The organism is Xanthomonas sp. NCPPB 1638, from assembly GCF_041475635.2.
Classification (GTDB): Bacteria; Pseudomonadota; Gammaproteobacteria; order Xanthomonadales; family Xanthomonadaceae; genus Xanthomonas; species Xanthomonas cucurbitae.
The window spans coordinates 4,584,491-4,600,570 of sequence record NZ_CM192984.1; the positions used below are offsets into that span (position 1 = coordinate 4,584,491).

Annotated in this window: 15 protein-coding genes; 6 read left to right on the forward strand and 9 right to left on the reverse strand. The window is 67.4% G+C overall.

Translation table 11 applies throughout. The features are described from left to right. Nucleotides 1-111 precede the first annotated feature (111 nt). Entirely contained in the window at nt 112-1,020 is a 909-nt protein-coding gene (glyQ, locus tag ACCQ13_RS19935) for a glycine--tRNA ligase subunit alpha (RefSeq protein WP_104604892.1), read from the reverse strand. Nucleotides 1,021-1,109: 89 nt separating this feature from the next. Here glyQ and ACCQ13_RS19940 point away from each other — a divergent pair, with 89 nt between their 5' ends. The 3 genes from ACCQ13_RS19940 to ACCQ13_RS19950 all read left to right on the forward strand — a co-directional run bounded on the left by ACCQ13_RS19940 (nt 1,110) and on the right by ACCQ13_RS19950 (nt 4,866). Continuing rightward, entirely contained in the window at nt 1,110-2,924 is a 1,815-nt protein-coding gene (locus ACCQ13_RS19940) for a GspE/PulE family protein (protein ID WP_104604904.1), read from the forward strand. Nucleotides 2,925-3,154: 230 nt separating this feature from the next. Next, complete coding sequence (locus tag ACCQ13_RS19945) at nt 3,155-3,907, forward strand: glutamine amidotransferase (RefSeq protein WP_159407855.1); 753 nt, start codon at nt 3,155-3,157, stop codon at nt 3,905-3,907. A gap of 59 nt (nt 3,908-3,966) precedes the next feature. Next, nucleotides 3,967-4,866, forward strand: a complete 900-nt coding sequence (locus ACCQ13_RS19950) for a BPSS1780 family membrane protein (protein WP_104604910.1) — start codon at nt 3,967-3,969, stop codon at nt 4,864-4,866. 585 nt (nt 4,867-5,451) lie between these two features. Here the strand turns inward: ACCQ13_RS19950 and tatC are convergent. From tatC to ACCQ13_RS19970, 4 genes are all read right to left on the reverse strand, one after another. Further along, the gene (gene tatC / locus ACCQ13_RS19955; RefSeq protein WP_104604917.1) at nt 5,452-6,189 is read right to left on the reverse strand and encodes a twin-arginine translocase subunit TatC; all 738 of its coding nucleotides are present in this window, start codon (nt 6,187-6,189) and stop codon (nt 5,452-5,454) included. After that, nucleotides 6,186-6,806 carry a Sec-independent protein translocase protein TatB gene (tatB, locus tag ACCQ13_RS19960; protein ID WP_104604919.1) on the reverse strand — a complete coding sequence of 207 codons (621 nt, stop codon included), beginning with the start codon at nt 6,804-6,806 and terminating at the stop codon, nt 6,186-6,188. Before tatB ends, tatC begins: the two co-directional genes overlap by 4 nt. 15 nt (nt 6,807-6,821) lie before the next feature. Beyond that, entirely contained in the window at nt 6,822-7,049 is a 228-nt protein-coding gene (tatA, locus tag ACCQ13_RS19965; RefSeq protein WP_003484969.1) for a Sec-independent protein translocase subunit TatA, read from the reverse strand. Between the two features lie 73 nt (nt 7,050-7,122). Then, entirely contained in the window at nt 7,123-8,022 is a 900-nt protein-coding gene (locus ACCQ13_RS19970) for a lipid-binding SYLF domain-containing protein (protein ID WP_167526984.1), read from the reverse strand. A 153-nt stretch (nt 8,023-8,175) separates the two neighbouring features. Between ACCQ13_RS19970 and hemH the strand changes: the two genes are divergently transcribed. Together hemH and ACCQ13_RS19980 are read left to right on the forward strand one after the other, a co-directional pair. Continuing rightward, entirely contained in the window at nt 8,176-9,141 is a 966-nt protein-coding gene (gene hemH / locus ACCQ13_RS19975) for a ferrochelatase (protein WP_159408043.1), read from the forward strand. A gap of 2 nt (nt 9,142-9,143) precedes the next feature. Further along, entirely contained in the window at nt 9,144-10,010 is an 867-nt protein-coding gene (locus tag ACCQ13_RS19980; RefSeq protein ID WP_167527029.1) for an alpha/beta fold hydrolase, read from the forward strand. Between the two features lie 57 nt (nt 10,011-10,067). On the opposite strand, the gene ACCQ13_RS19985 is transcribed toward ACCQ13_RS19980, so the two are convergent. From ACCQ13_RS19985 to ttcA, 3 genes are all read right to left on the reverse strand, one after another. After that, complete coding sequence (locus ACCQ13_RS19985; RefSeq protein WP_167526985.1) at nt 10,068-10,853, reverse strand: YgjP family zinc-dependent metalloprotease; 786 nt, start codon at nt 10,851-10,853, stop codon at nt 10,068-10,070. 178 nt (nt 10,854-11,031) lie between these two features. Further along, nucleotides 11,032-11,937: a recombination-associated protein RdgC gene (locus ACCQ13_RS19990; RefSeq protein ID WP_159407857.1), complete on the reverse strand. Its 906-nt coding sequence runs from the start codon at nt 11,935-11,937 to the stop codon at nt 11,032-11,034. A gap of 60 nt (nt 11,938-11,997) precedes the next feature. Beyond that, the gene (gene ttcA, locus ACCQ13_RS19995) at nt 11,998-12,906 is read right to left on the reverse strand and encodes a tRNA 2-thiocytidine(32) synthetase TtcA (protein ID WP_159407858.1); all 909 of its coding nucleotides are present in this window, start codon (nt 12,904-12,906) and stop codon (nt 11,998-12,000) included. A gap of 454 nt (nt 12,907-13,360) precedes the next feature. Between ttcA and xylA the strand changes: the two genes are divergently transcribed. After that, complete coding sequence (gene xylA, locus ACCQ13_RS20000) at nt 13,361-14,698, forward strand: xylose isomerase (protein ID WP_274392021.1); 1,338 nt, start codon at nt 13,361-13,363, stop codon at nt 14,696-14,698. Nucleotides 14,699-14,921: 223 nt separating this feature from the next. Here the strand turns inward: xylA and ACCQ13_RS20005 are convergent, their stop codons facing one another. Further along, nucleotides 14,922-15,989, reverse strand: coding sequence for a LacI family DNA-binding transcriptional regulator (locus tag ACCQ13_RS20005; protein ID WP_167526986.1), 1,068 nt, complete (start codon nt 15,987-15,989; stop codon nt 14,922-14,924). Nucleotides 15,990-16,080: the final 91 nt, after the last annotated feature.

A 16,080-nucleotide genomic window follows, 5' to 3' on the forward strand; every position in this document is an offset into this window, starting at 1 on the left:
CCCCGCAGGGGCAGATGAGGGGACGGGCGAAGCTCTGTGGAGTTTGGGTGCATGAGGGCTGCGCCTCGTACCCTCACCCCAACCCCTCTCCCGCGGGAGAGGGGCTCTTGGTTACTTCTTCACGCCAGGAAACCCCAGCTTCTCGCGCTGCGCGTGATACGCCTGCGCCACGCCTTGCGCCAGCGCGCGCACGCGCAGGATGTAGCGCTGGCGCTCGGTCACGCTGATGGCGCGGCGCGCATCCAGCAGGTTGAAGGCGTGGCTGGCCTTGGTGACCTGCTCATAGGCCGGCAACGGCAGGCCGACCTCCACCAGATGCTTGGCTTCGGCTTCGCAGGCATCGAAGCGATGGAACAGCTCAGCAACATTCGCATGCTCGAAGTTGTAGGTGCTCTGCTCCACCTCGTTCTGGTGGTACACATCGCCATACGTCACTGCGGTGCCATCCGGGCCGTAGGTCCACACCAGGTCGTAGACGTTGTCGCAGCTCTGCAGATACATGCACAGCCGCTCCAGCCCGTAGGTGATCTCGCCCAGCACCGGCTTGCACTCCAGCCCGCCGGCCTGCTGGAAATAGGTGAACTGGGTGACTTCCATACCGTTGAGCCAGACTTCCCAGCCCAGGCCCCAGGCGCCCAGCGTGGGCGATTCCCAGTTGTCTTCGACAAAGCGCAGGTCGTGCACCAGCGGATCGATGCCCAGTGCCTGCAACGAGCCCAGGTACAGGTCCTGGATGTTGTCCGGATTGGGCTTCATCGCCACCTGGTACTGGTAGTAACGCTGCAGGCGGTTGGGGTTGTCGCCGTAGCGGCCGTCGGTGGGGCGGCGCGAGGGCTGCACGTAGGCCGCATTCCACGGCTCCGGTCCCAGCGCACGCAGGAAGGTGGCCGGGTGGAACGTGCCCGCGCCCACTTCCAGGTCCAGCGGCTGGATCAGCACGCAGCCCTGCTCGGCCCAGTACTGGTTGAGGGTCTGGATCAGGCCCTGGAACGTGATTGGAACGCGGGGGGAATCGGACATGCAGCAAGGGCCGTGCGAAAGGGGTGCGCTAGTATACCGACCGACCCGCAGCGCTTTGCCGCGGAGGATCGTGGCAGGGGGCAACCAGCATGGAACAGCGGCGTAGCGCCGACCCGGACAGCGCAGCGGCACTCCTGCCGCGCGGCCGGTTGATGTTCGACCCAGTGGCAGCTGCCCTGCTGGCCGATGACATGGTGGTGCCGCACGAACACGAGCGCGTGCAGTTCTCCGCCGCCGGCGTGCGCAACGCCAGCGAGGTGCATCCGCTGGTGCTGCTGGCCAACCTCAAACTGCATGCCGCCCAGCCGCCAGCCGGCGAGCTGGGCCTGGAACGGCTCACCGAATGGCTGGCCACCCGCACCGGGCTGCGCTATCTGCGCATCGACCCCACCCGCATCGATGTGGCCGCCGTCACCGGCGTGGTCTCGCATGCGTACGCACGCCGGCACCGCATCCTGCCGCTGGCGCTGGATGCCGAGCGCGTGTTGATCGCCACCAGCGAGCCGCTGGCGCTGGAGTGGCTGGCCGACGTGCAACACCTGAGCCGCCGCCGCATCGAGCTGGCCCTCATCAATCCGCTGGACCTGCATCGCTACACGATGGAGTTCTTCGGCGTCACCCAATCAGTGCGCGGGGCGCGTGGCGATGCGCGCAGCACCGAATCCAACGTGGGCCTGCCCAGCTTCGAACAGCTGGTGGAACTGGGCCGCGCCGGCGACGTCAACGCCGACGACCACCACATCGTGCATATCGTCGATTGGCTGCTGCAGTACGCCTACGAACAGCGGGCCAGCGATATCCATCTGGAGCCGCGCCGCGAAGCCGGGCGCATGCGTTTCCGCATCGACGGGGTGCTGCACAAGGTGCTGGAAGTGCCGCCGTCGGTGATGACCGCGGTGGTCAGCCGCATCAAGGTGCTGGGCCGCATGGATCTGGCCGAACGCCGCCGCCCGCAGGACGGCCGCATCAAGACCCGCTCGCCGGGCGGGCGCGAGGTGGAAATGCGCCTGTCCACCATGCCCACCACCTTCGGCGAGAAATGCGTGATGCGCATCTTCGATCCGGATTCCGCATTCAAGAGCATCGAGCAGCTGGGTTTCAGCCCGGAAGAAGCGGCCGGCTGGAGCGCGCTGGTGGAACGCCCGCACGGCATCGTGCTGGTCACCGGCCCGACCGGCTCGGGCAAGACCACCACGCTGTATTCCACGCTCAAGCGCTTGGCCACGCCGGACGTGAACGTGTGCAGCGTGGAAGACCCGATCGAAATGATCGCGCCCGAGTTCAACCAGATGCAGGTCCAGCAGAACATCGACCTGGATTTTGCCAGCGGCGTACGCACGCTGCTGCGGCAGGACCCGGACATCATCATGATCGGCGAGATCCGCGACCTGGAAACCGCGCAGATGGCGGTGCAGGCCTCGCTCACCGGGCATCTGGTGCTGTCCACGCTGCATACCAACGATGCGGCGTCGGCGATCACCCGTTTGCTCGATCTGGGCGTACCGCATTACCTGGTGGCCTCCACGCTCAACGGCGTGCTGGCGCAACGGCTGGTGCGCACGCTGTGCGTGCATTGCAAGCGCCCGCACACGCTCAGCGATGCCGATTGGGCGGCTCTGCGCGAACCCGGCGAAGCGCTGCCGGAGCCGCTGAACGTGCACGCGCCGGTCGGCTGCCTGGAATGCCGCCGCACCGGCTACCTGGGCCGGGTGGGCCTGTACGAACTGCTGCCGGTCACCCCGCGCCTGCGCACCCTGATCCGCCCGGACACCGAACTGGCCAGCTTCAGCCACGCCGCCCGCAGCGAAGGCCTGCGCACGCTGCGCCGCACCGGCCTGGAGAAGGTTGCCGCCGGGCTGACCACCATCGAAGAGGTGCTGTCGGTGTTGCCGCCGCGCGAGTAGGCGATCCCCTCGGCAGGCCGGGATTTCAGGTCCAAGGCGTCCAGTGGCGCCATTGGCGGCCGATATCCAGGGCACGCCACCGCCGTGGCCATCCCACCGACCCCACTTGCAGGGAATCAGGACATGTCATTCGGCAATGACCCGCAACGCCCGGACCGGGGCGCGGCTTGAAAAAAACCCGCCACTGCCGCCTACAATCGGGGGCATCTGTGGTGTCCGGGTGTTCGCGCATGTCCGTTTTGCCGTTTCTCATCATCGAAACCGGGCAACCCGTGCCGGCGATGAAGCGATACGGCCGTTTTCCGCACTGGATCCGCGTGGCCGCAGGGCTGGCCGAGCATGAGACGGTGGCCATCGACGTCGCCAATGGCGATGCGCTGCCCGACCCGGCCGGCTTTGCCGGGATCATCGTCAGCGGCTCGGCCGCCTTCGTCACCGACCGCGCCGACTGGAGCGAACGCAGCGCCGAGTGGCTGCGCACCGCCGCGCACCAGGGCATGCCGCTGCTGGGCATCTGCTATGGGCACCAGCTGCTGGCGCATGCGCTCGGTGGCGAGGTCGACTACAACCCAGCCGGGCGCGAGTCGGGCACCATCGCGCTGGAACTGCACCCACCGGCCGGGCAGGACCCGTTGTTTGCCGGCCTGCCGACGCAGTTCCCGGCCCATGCCACCCACCTGCAGACGGTGGTGCGCGCCCCGGACGGCGCCATCGTGCTGGCCCATTCGCGCCAGGACCGCTGCCACGCGTTTCGCTGGGGCCGGGCCACCTGGGGCGTGCAGTTCCACCCGGAGTTCGCCACCCACCACATGCGCGGCTACGTGCGCGCACGCGCCGAGTGCATCGCCCGCCATGGCCACTGCGCCCGCACCGTGGCCCGCGAGGTCACCGCCGCGCCGGTGGCGCGCAAGCTGCTGCGCCGGTTCGTGCACCACGCACGCGGTCTGCAGACGGTGAACATTCATCCCGCCGCGCACACGTAAAAGCAGCGATAATCGCCTCACGCCGGATGGTCCGGCGCGCGTATCGAGCCGGAATGGGAATGAGCGAAATTCGTAAGGTGCCGGCGTCTGCCGGCGCGGAGTGGCTGTTGACCGGTTTCTCGCTGTTGAAGCGGGCGCCGCTGGCGCTGGGCTCGCTGGGGGTGATCTGGAGCGTGGCCGCCTCGCTGGTGGTGTCGCTGTCGGTGCTGGTGCCGTTGCTGGGCCCGGCCCTGCAGTTCCTGCTGGTGCTGGCCGGCCCACTGTTCATGGGCGGCTTGCTATGGGCGATCCGCGAAGTGGACGAAGGCCGCATCGCCAAGCCCTCGCATCTGCTGCACGGCCTGCAGGACGGCCGCGCGCCGCACCTGCTGGTGTCGCTGCTGCCGCAGCTGATCGCCGGCCTGCTGCTGGGCGTGCTGCTGCTGGTGATGATCGGCTCCAGCGGGCTGCAGCAGCTGGCGGAGGTGATGAACAAGATCAACCAGATCAGCCAGTCCGGCGCCCAGCCGGACCCGGTGCAGATCGAACAGCTGGCGGCCAGCCTGCCGGCCGGGCGCATCCTGCTGTGGCTGCTGCTGACCATCGCCACCTTCGCGGCGATGACGCTGGCGCTATTCGTGATGCCGCCGCAGGTGATGTTCGACCGCAGCACCGGCGGCCAGGCGCTGCGCGAGAGCCTGCGCGCCAGCCTGCACAACCTGCCGGCGATGCTGGTGTTCTTCGTGCTGGCCTTCATCACCCTCTTCGCGATCTATTTCGGGGCGACCATCGTGGCGTTGATCGTCGCGATGGTGGCCGGGCAGACCGTGGCGGTGTGGCTGTTGCAGCTATCGATGATGGCGGTGCTGATGCCGGTGTTCGCCGGCTCGATCTACGCGGCGTGGAAGCAGATGTTCGCCCACGAAGGCGCCGCCGCACCGCCCGCACCGCCCGCACGGCCGGATGTCTTCGCGGCCTGACGGCTTGCGGCCGTAGGAGCGCACCCGGGCGCGATGGGCCCTCCTGGGAACGCTTCGTCGCGCCCGGGTGCGCTCCTACGCCATTGGCTCGATGGTGCGCGCGCAGGTGCCGCACGCCGCTGAAGTTGGAATAGGCCACTTGCGGCGCGGCCGGTCGTGTCGATCCGGACCGTCAGTCCGCCGTACATCGCGCTCAGGAGGATGGCGGTGTGATGCCGGTGTTCGCCGGATGTGTCGGCCTGCCGCCGTAGGAGCGCACCCGGGCGCGATGGGCCTTCCTGGGAACGCTTCGTCGCGCCCGGGTGCGCTCCTACGCCATTGGCTCCATGGTGCGCGCGCAGTGCCCCACGCCGCTGAAGTTGGAGTAAGCCACTTGCGGCGCGGCCGGTCGTGTCGATCCGGACCGTCAGTTCGCCGTACATCGCGCTCAGGAGGATGGCGGTGCTGATGCCGGTGTTCGCCGGATGTGTCGGCCTGCCGCCGTAGGAGCGTACCCGGGCGCGATGGGCCTTCCTGGGAACGCTTCGTCGCGCCCGGGTGCGCTCCTACGGGAAATGTCGGTGGCTTGGGACGGCCACGCGATGACTAGCTTTCCTTCGGCCCCACCGCCCGCGAGGCGATGATGCCCAGCTCGTAGAGCAGGCACATCGGGATGGCCAGCATCAGTTGCGAGACCACGTCCGGCGGGGTGAGCACGGCGGCCAGGATGAAGATACCGACGATGGCGTAACCGCGGCCCTCGCTGAGCTGTTTGGGGCTGACCCAGCCCAGCAGCACCAGGATCACCAGGGCCACCGGCAGTTCGAAACTGGCACCGAAGGCGAAGAAGATCGCCAGCACGAAATCCAGATAGGAATTGGCGTCCGGGGTAATGGCGATCACGTCCGGCTTGAACGTGGTCAGGAAGTGGAACACCGCCGGCAGCACCAGAAAGTAGGCGAACGCACAGCCGATGTAGAACAGCGCCACCGCCGAGGCCAGCAGCGGGAAAGCCAGCTTCTTCTCGCGCTGGTACAGCCCCGGCGCCACGAAGGCCCAGGCCTGATACAGCAGCCACGGCACGCTGATGAACACCGCCACGAAGAAGGTCAGCTTCAACGGGGCGAAGAACGCGCCGGCCGGGTTCATCGCGATCATGGTCTGCCCCAGCGGCAGTTGCGAGATCAGCGGCGCGGCCAGCCAGGAATAGATCGCCCGCGAGAACGGCAGCAGGATCAGCAGCACTACGCCCAGGCCGATCAGCGCGCGCACCAGGCGGGCGCGCAATTCCACCAGATGTTCGATCAGGCTGCTTTCGGCCTGCGCATCATCGAACAGGCTCACGGCTGCTTCTCCTGCAAGGTGCTCGGTGCAGCCGGAGCCGGTGCGGTCCCCGGCTCGTGCGCCGGTCTGCCCACTGGCATCTGTGCGCTGGCAGTGTGCGCGGCACGCGGTGCCGGCACCAGGGTCTTGTGCGGCGCCGGTATCGGTGCCTGATGCGGCGCCGGAGCGATCGGCTGCGCCTGTGCAATCACTGGTGCGGCAGCCACATGGCCGGAAGCCTCTGCCGCGACGGCGACCGATTGGGCATTGGCGCCAGCCGCCGGATCCGCATGCGCCAGCTCCAGCGGCGTGGCCGCCGGCGTGGCGCTGCTGCGGATGTCGATATCGCGGCTGACATCCTCGTGCAGCGCGCGTGCGCCCTGTTCGACCTGCTGCTGCGTGTTGCGCAACTGGCCTTCGGCCTCGCGCAACGAGGCCTGCACGTCTTGGAGACTGCGCTTGAGTTCTTCGGCCTCCAGTTCGCGTTCCAGTTCCTGCTTGACCGAATCCCACTGCATGCGCGCGCGGCGCACCCACAGCCCGGCGAAGCGGGCGGCCTTGGGCAGGCGCTCGGGACCGAGGACCACCAAAGCGACGACCGCGATCAGCGTCAGTTCGCCAACACCAATGTCAAACACCGACGCTGCTCCGGGTCAGCGCGCGTCGCGGTCGCGTTCGGCCTGCGCCTCACGCGCCTGCTCGGCAGTGCGGGAGTCGTCACCGAGCTTGCCGGCCGGCTTGTCGTCGTCGTGCATGCCTTTCTTGAATTCCTTGACCGCGCTGCCGAGATCCTTGGCACCGCTGGTGAGCCGCTTGGTACCGAACACCAGCAGCACGATCACCAGCACGATCAGCCAGTGCCAAATGCTGAAACCGCCCATGATCTGCTCGCTTGCTGAAGAAGAGGGAAGACGCAGGATACCCCAGCGCACCGCGCAGGGGGATGACAGCCCGTCAGCGGGTGCCGTCCAGGGATTCGGTGCGGATCTCGCCCTCGGAGACCGGCTGGAAGCCTTGCTGCGCCGGCGGTGTGGCAGCGGGCTGCATCGGCACCGTGCTGGCGGCGTTGGCCGGTGGCGGCGGTGCGGGCGATGCCGAAACCTGCGTAGCGGCCGCTGCGTGTGGCGGCGGCGGCACGGTGTCGTCGCCGTCGCTGTTGCGATTGGCGCGTGCGGTGTAGGTGACCTCTTCCAGACGGTCGCGGAAGGCGACCACGTCGGTGGACGGGCGCTCGTTGGTGCGGCCTTCGAAGATCATGCGCGGGGTGGCACCGCCGCCGTAGGCGTTGAGGTCGGCGGCATCGTCGATCTGCAGCACCGCGCCATCCAGTGCCACACCGGCGAACAGCCCGCGCGCGCGCGACCACGACCAGATCTCGGCCTTGAGCTGGCCGTCGGTGGCGGCGGCGGCATTGCGGCCCACCGGGCCTGCGGCCACGCCGGCATCGGCGCCCAGGGTGAACTTGCCGTTGACGATATTGTCCAGACTGCGGTCGTTGCGGAACACCAGCACCACGTCGGAGGACTGCACGCCGGCCTGGAAGCCGATGCTGGCGCCGGTGAGCTTGACGAACACCGGCTGCGACCAGCTGCCGTCGGCGTTCTTCATCGACATCAGGCCATGACCGCGGCGACCACCGATGACCAGGCCGGCCTTGAGCGTGTCGGGGATGACCACGATGGCGCGTGCCTCGTCGAGCAGCTTGTCCGGGATGGCCTGCTCGGGAATCTTCATGATCTCGTTGAGCACCCGCACCGCGTTGCGCGCACGCTGGTCTTCTTCCGGGCCGGCAACGGCATGGCCGGCGGCAAGGGTCAGCGACAACAATAGCGCCAGGCGCGACAAACGAGGCATGACAAGCTCCAAGGGGCGGTCCGTCAAAGATAGCAATGGGGCGACGTTAGTGGTGAGGCAATGAATCGGTGGTGAGCGCAACCGGCGCCCAAGCGCGCGCCGATCACACCGATCGGTGCGCTGGTGTCGGCAGGGATGCCCGGCTCTGCCAGAATGGCCGGCATGAACACCTCCCCCGAATCCGCCCTGCTGGTCGTCAACCTTGGCACGCCGCAAGCGCCTACCGCGCCGGCAGTGCGCCGCTACCTGGCCGAGTTCCTCAGCGACCGTCGCGTGGTCGCGATTCCGCCGCTGTTCTGGAAGCCCCTGCTGTACGGGGTGATCCTGCCGATCCGCGGTCCCAAGTCGGCCGAGAAATACGCCAAGGTGTGGCTGCCCGACGGCTCGCCGCTGGCGGTCTACACGCGGCGCCTGGCAGAAGGCCTGAAAGAAGTGATGCCCGGCTGGCAGGTGGAATGGGCCATGCGCTACGGCGAGCCGGCGCTGCGCAAGACGCTCGATGGCCTGCGCGCACGCGGTATCCAACGCATCGTGGTACTGCCGCTGTACCCGCAGTATTCGACCACCACCACCGCCTCGATCCAGGACGTGGTGGACGCCTGGCGCCGCAGCGCGCCGGAGATCGCGGTAGAGGTAATCCAGGAGTACTGCGAAGACGCCGGCTGGGTGACGGCGATCGCCGACTCCATCCGCGCGCACTGGCAGGTGCACGGGCGCAGCGAGAAGTTGATGTTTTCCTTCCACGGCCTGCCGCAACGCGTGGCCAATGCGGGCGACCCGTACCCGCAGCAGTGCGAGCGCAGTGCGCAGGCGATCGTCTCCGCGCTGGGCCTGGGGCCGGACGAGTGGCAGATGGGCTACCAATCGCGCTTCGGCTCCGAGCGCTGGCTGCAGCCGTACGCAGAACCCACGCTCTGGAAACTGGCCGAGGGCGGCGTGCGCAGCTTCGACCTGGTGTGCCCGGGCTTTGCCACCGATTGCCTGGAAACCCTGGAGGAAGTGGCGCTGGGCTTTGCCGAAACGCTGGCCGAACGCGGCGCCACGCTCCGCTACATCCCCTGCCTCAACGCCACCCCGGCACATGCGCAGGCATTGGCCGCATTGGCGCGTCGCGCGTGAGGCTGGAACCGTTCGACTGTGAAGTGACCATTGGCCGTGTCACCGGGTTGCGCAATACCGAGCGGGGACCGCGCCGGGTACTGGCACTGCACGGCTGGCTCGACAATGCCGCCAGCTTCGTGCCGTTGAGTGCGCACCTGCCGGCGCCGGACCTGGATCTGGTGCTGCTGGACCTGCCCGGCCACGGCCACAGTGCGTGGCTGCCGGTGGGCGCCGAATACACCCTCAGCAGCGCCATTCACACGCTGCTGCAGGTCGCCGATGCGCTGGGCTGGGAGCGCTTCACCCTGCTCGGCCATTCGCTGGGCGGCGGGGTGGCCAGCCTGATGGCCGCCGCCGCGCCCGAACGCATCGAGGCGCTGGTGGTCATCGAGGCACTGGGCGCGCTGGCCGAACCGGTGGAAAGCACCGCCGAACGGCTGCGCGATTCGGTGCGCTCGACCCGTACCCTGTCGCAGCGGCCGTTGCGGGTGTTTGGTTCGATAGAAGCGCCGATCCGCGCACGCATGATGGCCAATCAGCTCACCGAGCCGGCGGCACGGCTGCTGGTGGAGCGCGGCCTGCGCGTGGTCGAGGGCGGCTACAGCTGGTGCACCGATCCACGCCTGACCCTGCCCACCGCCATCCGCATGACCGAAGCGCAGATCGACGCGCTGCTGGCCTCCATCGTGTGCCCGACCCAGGCGATCTTCGCCACACCGGCGCAGCCGTATTTTTCCGATGAACTGCGCGATCACCGGGTGGCGATGGTGGCCGATGCGCGCCTGGCGCTGCTGCCGGGCACGCACCATGTGCAGATGGAAACCCCGCAGCCGGTGGCAGCGGTCATCACTGGATTTCTGGGGTCATTGCCCGCGCCGCACGTGTGAAAAACGCCGGCTCGCGTGCGCGGTGATGCCGTCAAGCGGTGGCGCAAGTCGCCTGGACTAACTGGGTTGCAGCAAGCGCCGCAACTGCGCCTTGAGCTGGCGGCCGTGTTCGTGGAAGTAGCTGCGTTCGTCGCGCCATGTGGGAAAACGCCGTTCCACCTCGGCCCAGAACGCCGGTGAGTGGTTGGCCTGCAGCAGATGGCAGAGTTCGTGCACCAGCACGTATTCGAATGCCGACGAGCGGCCGAGCACCAGCGCCAGATCCAGCGCCATCGAGCCGTCCGGTGCCAGCGAGCCCCACTGCGAGGACATCACCTTCAGCCGCAAACGCGCCGGTGGACGCGGCAGCCCCGGTAGATAGCTGGGTAGCCAGCGGCCGACATCGGCGCGCGCCTGCGCTTCGTAGAATTCCTTCAGGGTGCGGCGCAGGCCCGCTTCGCCCAGCCGCGCTGGCAGATGGAAGTGCACGCCGTTGTCATCGAGTTCGATGCGTGCGTAGCGGCCTTCGTGCCAGCACAGGGGCAGCAGCGCGCCGCGCAGGGGCAGTAGCCCGGGCACGCCACGTTGCAGCGCCGGAAACGCATCGGCCTGCTGGTAACGCGACAGCTGCGTGCCCAGCCAATCCAGATGCGCGTGCACGAAGCGCTCGCCGGCCACCAGGCTTGCCCGCGGCGGCAAGGTGAGCCGCGCGCCCCGCTCGTCCACGCTGAGCTTGATCCGCCGCGCACGCGGATCGCGCACGCGCAACACCTCGATCGCCTGACCATCCAGCTGCACGTGCAGGCAATCGCGTTCGACGACGTGCGGGGCGGGCGCGATCAGGCGGCGGACGGGCTTGAACATGCGCACAGGATAGCCCCGCACTGGGTCAGGTGGTGAGCGCTTGCAGGCCAGATCCTGGCACGGCATGCGATGCGGCCACCGGACTGCGGGGCACGGGGGCGGCGCGGTGCGCAGGCCAGGTGGCACTCCGGTGCGATGCGGCCGGGCGCGTGTCCGCCACGCCCGGCCGCACGCCGCATCACTCGGCCTTGCTGAGCTTCAGCGCGGTTTCCAGCAACAGGAACAGCCGGCGGATTTCGGCGCTCATCAGCGCAAAGCGCGCATCCAGTTCGGCGCGTGCGCCGTCGTCCTCGCTGTGTTCGAGCTGGTCCAGCGCGCCGTCGAGGAACTTGAGCTTGCGGATCACCAGATCGTCGCCGAGCACGAACGACAGGTTGTCGTCCAGCACCAGGGCCAGCTTGGTGACCTGCTTGCCGGCTTCCAGGTGCTTGTCGATCTCGTCGCCGCGCAGTTCCTGGTGCTGGCACTTGACCACCGCACCGCCTTCGATGGGGTCCTTCATCTCGCATTCTTCGCCCAGGCTCAGGCCTTCGGGCAGCGGCTCGCCGGCGATCCAGCCGGTGAGGATGGCGCGCGGGGCGACTTCGGCATTGAGCGGCAGCGCCGGGAAGCTGCCGAGCGCGCCGCGGATCTCGCTCATCACGTTCTCGCCGCTCTTGCGGCTGGAGGTGTTGACCGCGATGTAGCCGTGCTGCAGGTCCAGGATGGCGTCGGTGCGCGAGCTCTTGACGAAGGCGCGCGGCAGCAATTCGTGGGTCAGGTCGTCCTTCAAACGCTTGCGCGCCTTGCCGCCGGGGCGGCGGCCTTCCTTTTCCTCGATCTCGGCGACCTTGCGCTCGAGCAGGTCGTTGACCACCGCGCCGGGCAGGATCTTGTCTTCGCCGCCAATGGTGAGCCAGAGAAACTCTTCCAGACGGTGCGAGAGCACTTCCTGCTCGTCGCGGCCGAAGGGCGAGATAAACCCGCGCGAACTCATTTCCAGCGGGCCGACCGGCTTGAGCTGCACTTGCGGCAGCAGCGTTTCGATCTGCGTGAAATCCAGCGTGGTGGGAAAGCGGAACAGCGTGAGATTGCGAAAGAACATGCGTAAGACCGAAGAAGAACAACGTGGAGGTGGAAGACCGACGGCGACCTGGCGGGCGCGTCAGTCGCTGGCGTGTGTGCTGTCGGCGGCGGCGTGCCAGGCGGTGGGATCGGGCGCGCTGGCGTCGGAGGGGCGGCCCAGCGCCTGGAAATCGAACAGGCTGCGGTCGGCCAGTTGCTCGGGCCGTACATCGCCCAGCGCGCGCGCAATCTGTTCCACCCGCCCCGGATGGTCGCGGTCCCATTGCTGCAGCATGCGGCCCACCTGCTGGCGCTGCAGGTTCTGCTGGCTGCCGCACAGGTTGCACGGAATGATCGGGAACTGCCGCAGCTGTGCGTAGGCGGCGATATCGGCTTCGCGCACATAGGCCAGCGGGCGGATCACCACATGCGCCCCGTCGTCGCTGCGCAGCTTGGGCGCCATCGCGGCCAGGCGCGCGTGGTGAAACAGGTTCATGAAGAACGTGGCGACGATGTCGTCGCGGTGATGGCCGAGCGCGATCTTGGTCACCCCATGCGCCTGCGCGTAGGCGTACAAGGCCCCGCGCCGCAGCCGCGAGCACAGCGAACACAGGGTCTTGCCGGCCGGGATCACCCGGCTGACCACCGAGTAGGTGTCCTGCTCGACGATGTCGAACGGCACGCCCTGCTCGCGCAGATAACGGGGCAGCACGTCGGCAGGGAACTCCGGCTGCTTCTGGTCCAGGTTCACCGCCACCAGTGTGAACGGCACCGGTGCCTTGCGCTGCAACTGCAGCAGCATGTCCAGCAAGGTGTAGCTGTCCTTGCCACCGGACAGGCATACCATCACCTTGTCGCCGGCCTCGATCATGCCGAAGTCGGCGATCGCCTGGCCCACCTGGCGCTGCAGCCGTTTGCCCAGGCGCAGCTGATCGGACGGCAACCGCGGGCGCGCAGTGCGCGGCGCGGGGTCGGCCAGGGGTTGCGGCAGCGGCAGGACAGCGGTCATGAGCCGCCCATTGTAGCTGCCGGGGGGATTGGGATTGGGATTGGGGCGTGAGGCCAGAGGTGGCTGCCCCCATCCGCCCTTCGGGCACCTTCCCCCGTGGACGGGGGAAGGCCTCCTACCCAGCCCTTGCCCGACAGTTTCCTCTCCTGATGGTCCCCTCTCCCGCCTGCGGGAGAGGGTGCCCGAAGGGCGGGTGAGGGCCGTACGCCCCAACCTACCAACCGCCAGCCATCACCACACCTTGGCACTACGCAACAACTTGCATCTCGCAGCGCAGCAAGCCTTTCGGCGGCTGGCTGGGTAAAGTCGGCAAGACCAATTCACCTGGGATGGGCATGACACTTCCAGCTTCGCTACCCGGCGCGGCTTTTTTCGGTCGCGGTTGTGGTAGCGCTAACATTTTTTGCTCCACTCCTCCCGGCACGCCCTTCCCCTTTTTGCAGGAGTTCACCCCATGAGCAACACCGTCTACATCGGCGCGAAGGAATACTTTCCCGGCATCGGCAAGATCGGCTTCGAAGGCCGCGACTCCGACAATCCGCTCGCGTTCAAGGTCTACGACGCCAACAAAAAGATCGGCGACAAGACCATGGCCGAGCATCTGCGTTTTGCCGTGGCCTACTGGCATAGCTTCTGCGGCAACGGCGCCGATCCGTTCGGCCCGGGCACGCGCGCGTATCCGTGGGATGTAGGCAACACCGCGCTCAATCGTGCCGAAGCCAAGTCCGACGCCGCCTTCGAATTCTTCACCAAGCTCGGCGTGCCGTACTACTGCTTCCACGATATCGATCTGGCACCGGATGCCGATGACATCGGCGAGTACGAAAAGAATCTCAAGCACATGGTGGGCATCGCCAAGCAGCGCCAGGCCGATACCGGCATCAAGCTGCTGTGGGGCACCGCCAACCTGTTCTCGCATGCGCGCTACATGAATGGCGCATCGACCAACCCGGACTTCAACGTGGTGGCGCGCGCCGCGGTGCAGGTCAAGGCTGCCATCGATGCCACGGTGGAGCTGGGCGGCGAGAACTACGTGTTCTGGGGTGGCCGCGAAGGCTATGCCTGCCTGCACAACACCCAGATGAAGCGCGAGCAGGACAACATGGCGCGCTTCCTGACCCTGGCACGTGATTACGGTCGCGCGATCGGCTTCAAGGGCAACTTCCTGATCGAGCCCAAGCCAATGGAGCCGATGAAGCACCAGTACGACTTCGACAGCGCCACGGTGATCGGCTTCCTGCGCCAGCACGGCCTGGATCAGGATTTCAAGCTCAATATCGAAGCCAACCACGCCACGCTGTCCGGCCACAGCTTCGAGCACGATCTGCAGGTTGCCAGCGATGCCGGCCTGCTGGGCAGCATCGATGCCAACCGCGGCAACCCGCAGAACGGCTGGGACACCGACCAGTTCCCGACCGACCTGTATGACACTGTCGGCGCGATGCTGGTGGTGCTGCGCCAGGGCGGGCTGGCACCGGGCGGCTTGAATTTCGATGCCAAGGTGCGCCGCGAATCGTCCGACCCGCAGGACCTTTTCCTGGCGCATATCGGTGGCATGGACGCGTTCGCGCGCGGGCTGGAAGTGGCCAATGCACTGCTGACGGCTTCGCCGCTGGAAACCTGGCGCAAAGAGCGCTACGCCAGCTTCGACAGCGGCGCCGGTGCGGCGTTTGCCAACGGCAGCAGCACGCTGGCCGACCTGGCCAAGCACGCTGCCGGCAATGCGCCCACGCAGATCAGCGGCCGCCAGGAAGCCTACGAGAACCTCATCAATCAGTATCTGACGCGGTGACCCACCAGCGTACGCATGTGTTGATGCACATGCGTGTGCGTGCCCTGCATGCGCTGCGAGCGCGGCGCATGCAGGGAGGAAACGTAACGGCAATGGCCACCGACGCAAACGCGCAGCTGTTCGCAGACGGCAGCCGCATGGGCGGGGCCCACAGTCCAGACAGCTTGGTGACCGACACCGGCTGCGGCAACCAAGGGACTGCGCAGCCTTCCGTCAGCGCTGTCTATTCGGCCGGATCGACCGATGGCGGTACGGCCACCGAATCCCGCTTGACCAGCAGGTGCGCGACCACATGATCGACCATCTTCGGCGTCCGCTCCTTGGCGCGTATCGTCTTCAGCAGGATGTCCAACGCGGCATCGGCCATGGCGGCAATGGGCTGCTGCACCGTCGTGAGTTCGGGCCAGACGGCGGTGGCGGCAGAGGTGTCATCGAATCCCACCACCGACAGGTCGCGCGGCACATCCATGCCGCGCCGGTGCGCCACCGAAATGGCGGCGGCGGCCATATCGTCGTTGCTGGCGAAGATCGCGCTGGGCCGGCGCTTGCGTGCCAGCAATTTTTCCGCGGCCAGCAACCCCGAGCGGTAGGTGTAATCGCCCGGCTGCACCAGATGCCGGTCCAGCCGCAAACCGGCATCGGACAAGGCCGCCTGGAATCCTTCGAAACGCCGCGTACTGGCCGACAGGTTGGGATGCCCGGCGATATAGCCGATCCGCGTATGCCCCTGCACGATCAGATGCTCGGTGATTTCCTTGGCGGCAGCGAATTCGTCGATGCGCACGCAGGCCACATCGGGACTGAAATGATTGGAGGCGATCGCCACCACCGGCACCTTGGCGCGCACCAGCTCCAGCACTGCGGCGCGGGACTCGCACAACGGCGGCGGCAGGATGACTCCGGCCACGCCCTTGGCGAGTTTGCGTGCGGCACGGCGCTCGGCATCGGCATCCAGGTCGTCCCAGCAGTCGATCACCAGCTGGATCGAAGTGCGCGAAGCCACCCGCAACACGCCGAGCAACAACTCGCGCAGGTAGGCACCACTGGGGTCGCTGTAGATCAGCGCGATGCGCGTGCTCTGCGCGGCGGCCAATGCGCTGGCGGCGAGATTGGGCATGTAACCGAGTTTGTCGACTGCGCGCATGACGCGCTCGCGGGTGGCCTGGCGCACACTGCCGTTGTTGTTGACCACACGCGAGACCGTCATCGGCGACACTTTCGCCAGCGCCGCCACCTCGTCGATGGTGGTCGCGCGGCTGGTGCGGCGGACCGATTTCCTGACCTTCTCCAAGCGTGGCCTCTTCAAGTGAGTGCGAAAGCTGCACGATGCACACCGACCGCGGCAATGAACTCCGCACCCACGGCATACACGGCGATGCAAA

Coding starts and splice junctions, on each gene's coding strand:
- ACCQ13_RS19940 (WP_104604904.1), top strand. CDS start 1,110: ATGGAACAGCGGCGTAGCGCCGACCCGGACAGCGCAGCGGCACTCCTG.
- hemH (WP_159408043.1), top strand. CDS start 8,176: ATGGCCGGCATGAACACCTCCCCCGAATCCGCCCTGCTGGTCGTCAAC.
- tatA (WP_003484969.1), bottom strand. CDS start 7,049: ATGGGCGGTTTCAGCATTTGGCACTGGCTGATCGTGCTGGTGATCGTG.
- ACCQ13_RS19950 (WP_104604910.1), top strand. CDS start 3,967: ATGAGCGAAATTCGTAAGGTGCCGGCGTCTGCCGGCGCGGAGTGGCTG.
- ttcA (WP_159407858.1), bottom strand. CDS start 12,906: ATGACCGCTGTCCTGCCGCTGCCGCAACCCCTGGCCGACCCCGCGCCG.
- glyQ (WP_104604892.1), bottom strand. CDS start 1,020: ATGTCCGATTCCCCCCGCGTTCCAATCACGTTCCAGGGCCTGATCCAG.
- ACCQ13_RS19970 (WP_167526984.1), bottom strand. CDS start 8,022: ATGCCTCGTTTGTCGCGCCTGGCGCTATTGTTGTCGCTGACCCTTGCC.
- ACCQ13_RS19985 (WP_167526985.1), bottom strand. CDS start 10,853: ATGTTCAAGCCCGTCCGCCGCCTGATCGCGCCCGCCCCGCACGTCGTC.
- ACCQ13_RS19990 (WP_159407857.1), bottom strand. CDS start 11,937: ATGTTCTTTCGCAATCTCACGCTGTTCCGCTTTCCCACCACGCTGGAT.
- ACCQ13_RS19945 (WP_159407855.1), top strand. CDS start 3,155: ATGTCCGTTTTGCCGTTTCTCATCATCGAAACCGGGCAACCCGTGCCG.
- xylA (WP_274392021.1), top strand. CDS start 13,361: ATGAGCAACACCGTCTACATCGGCGCGAAGGAATACTTTCCCGGCATC.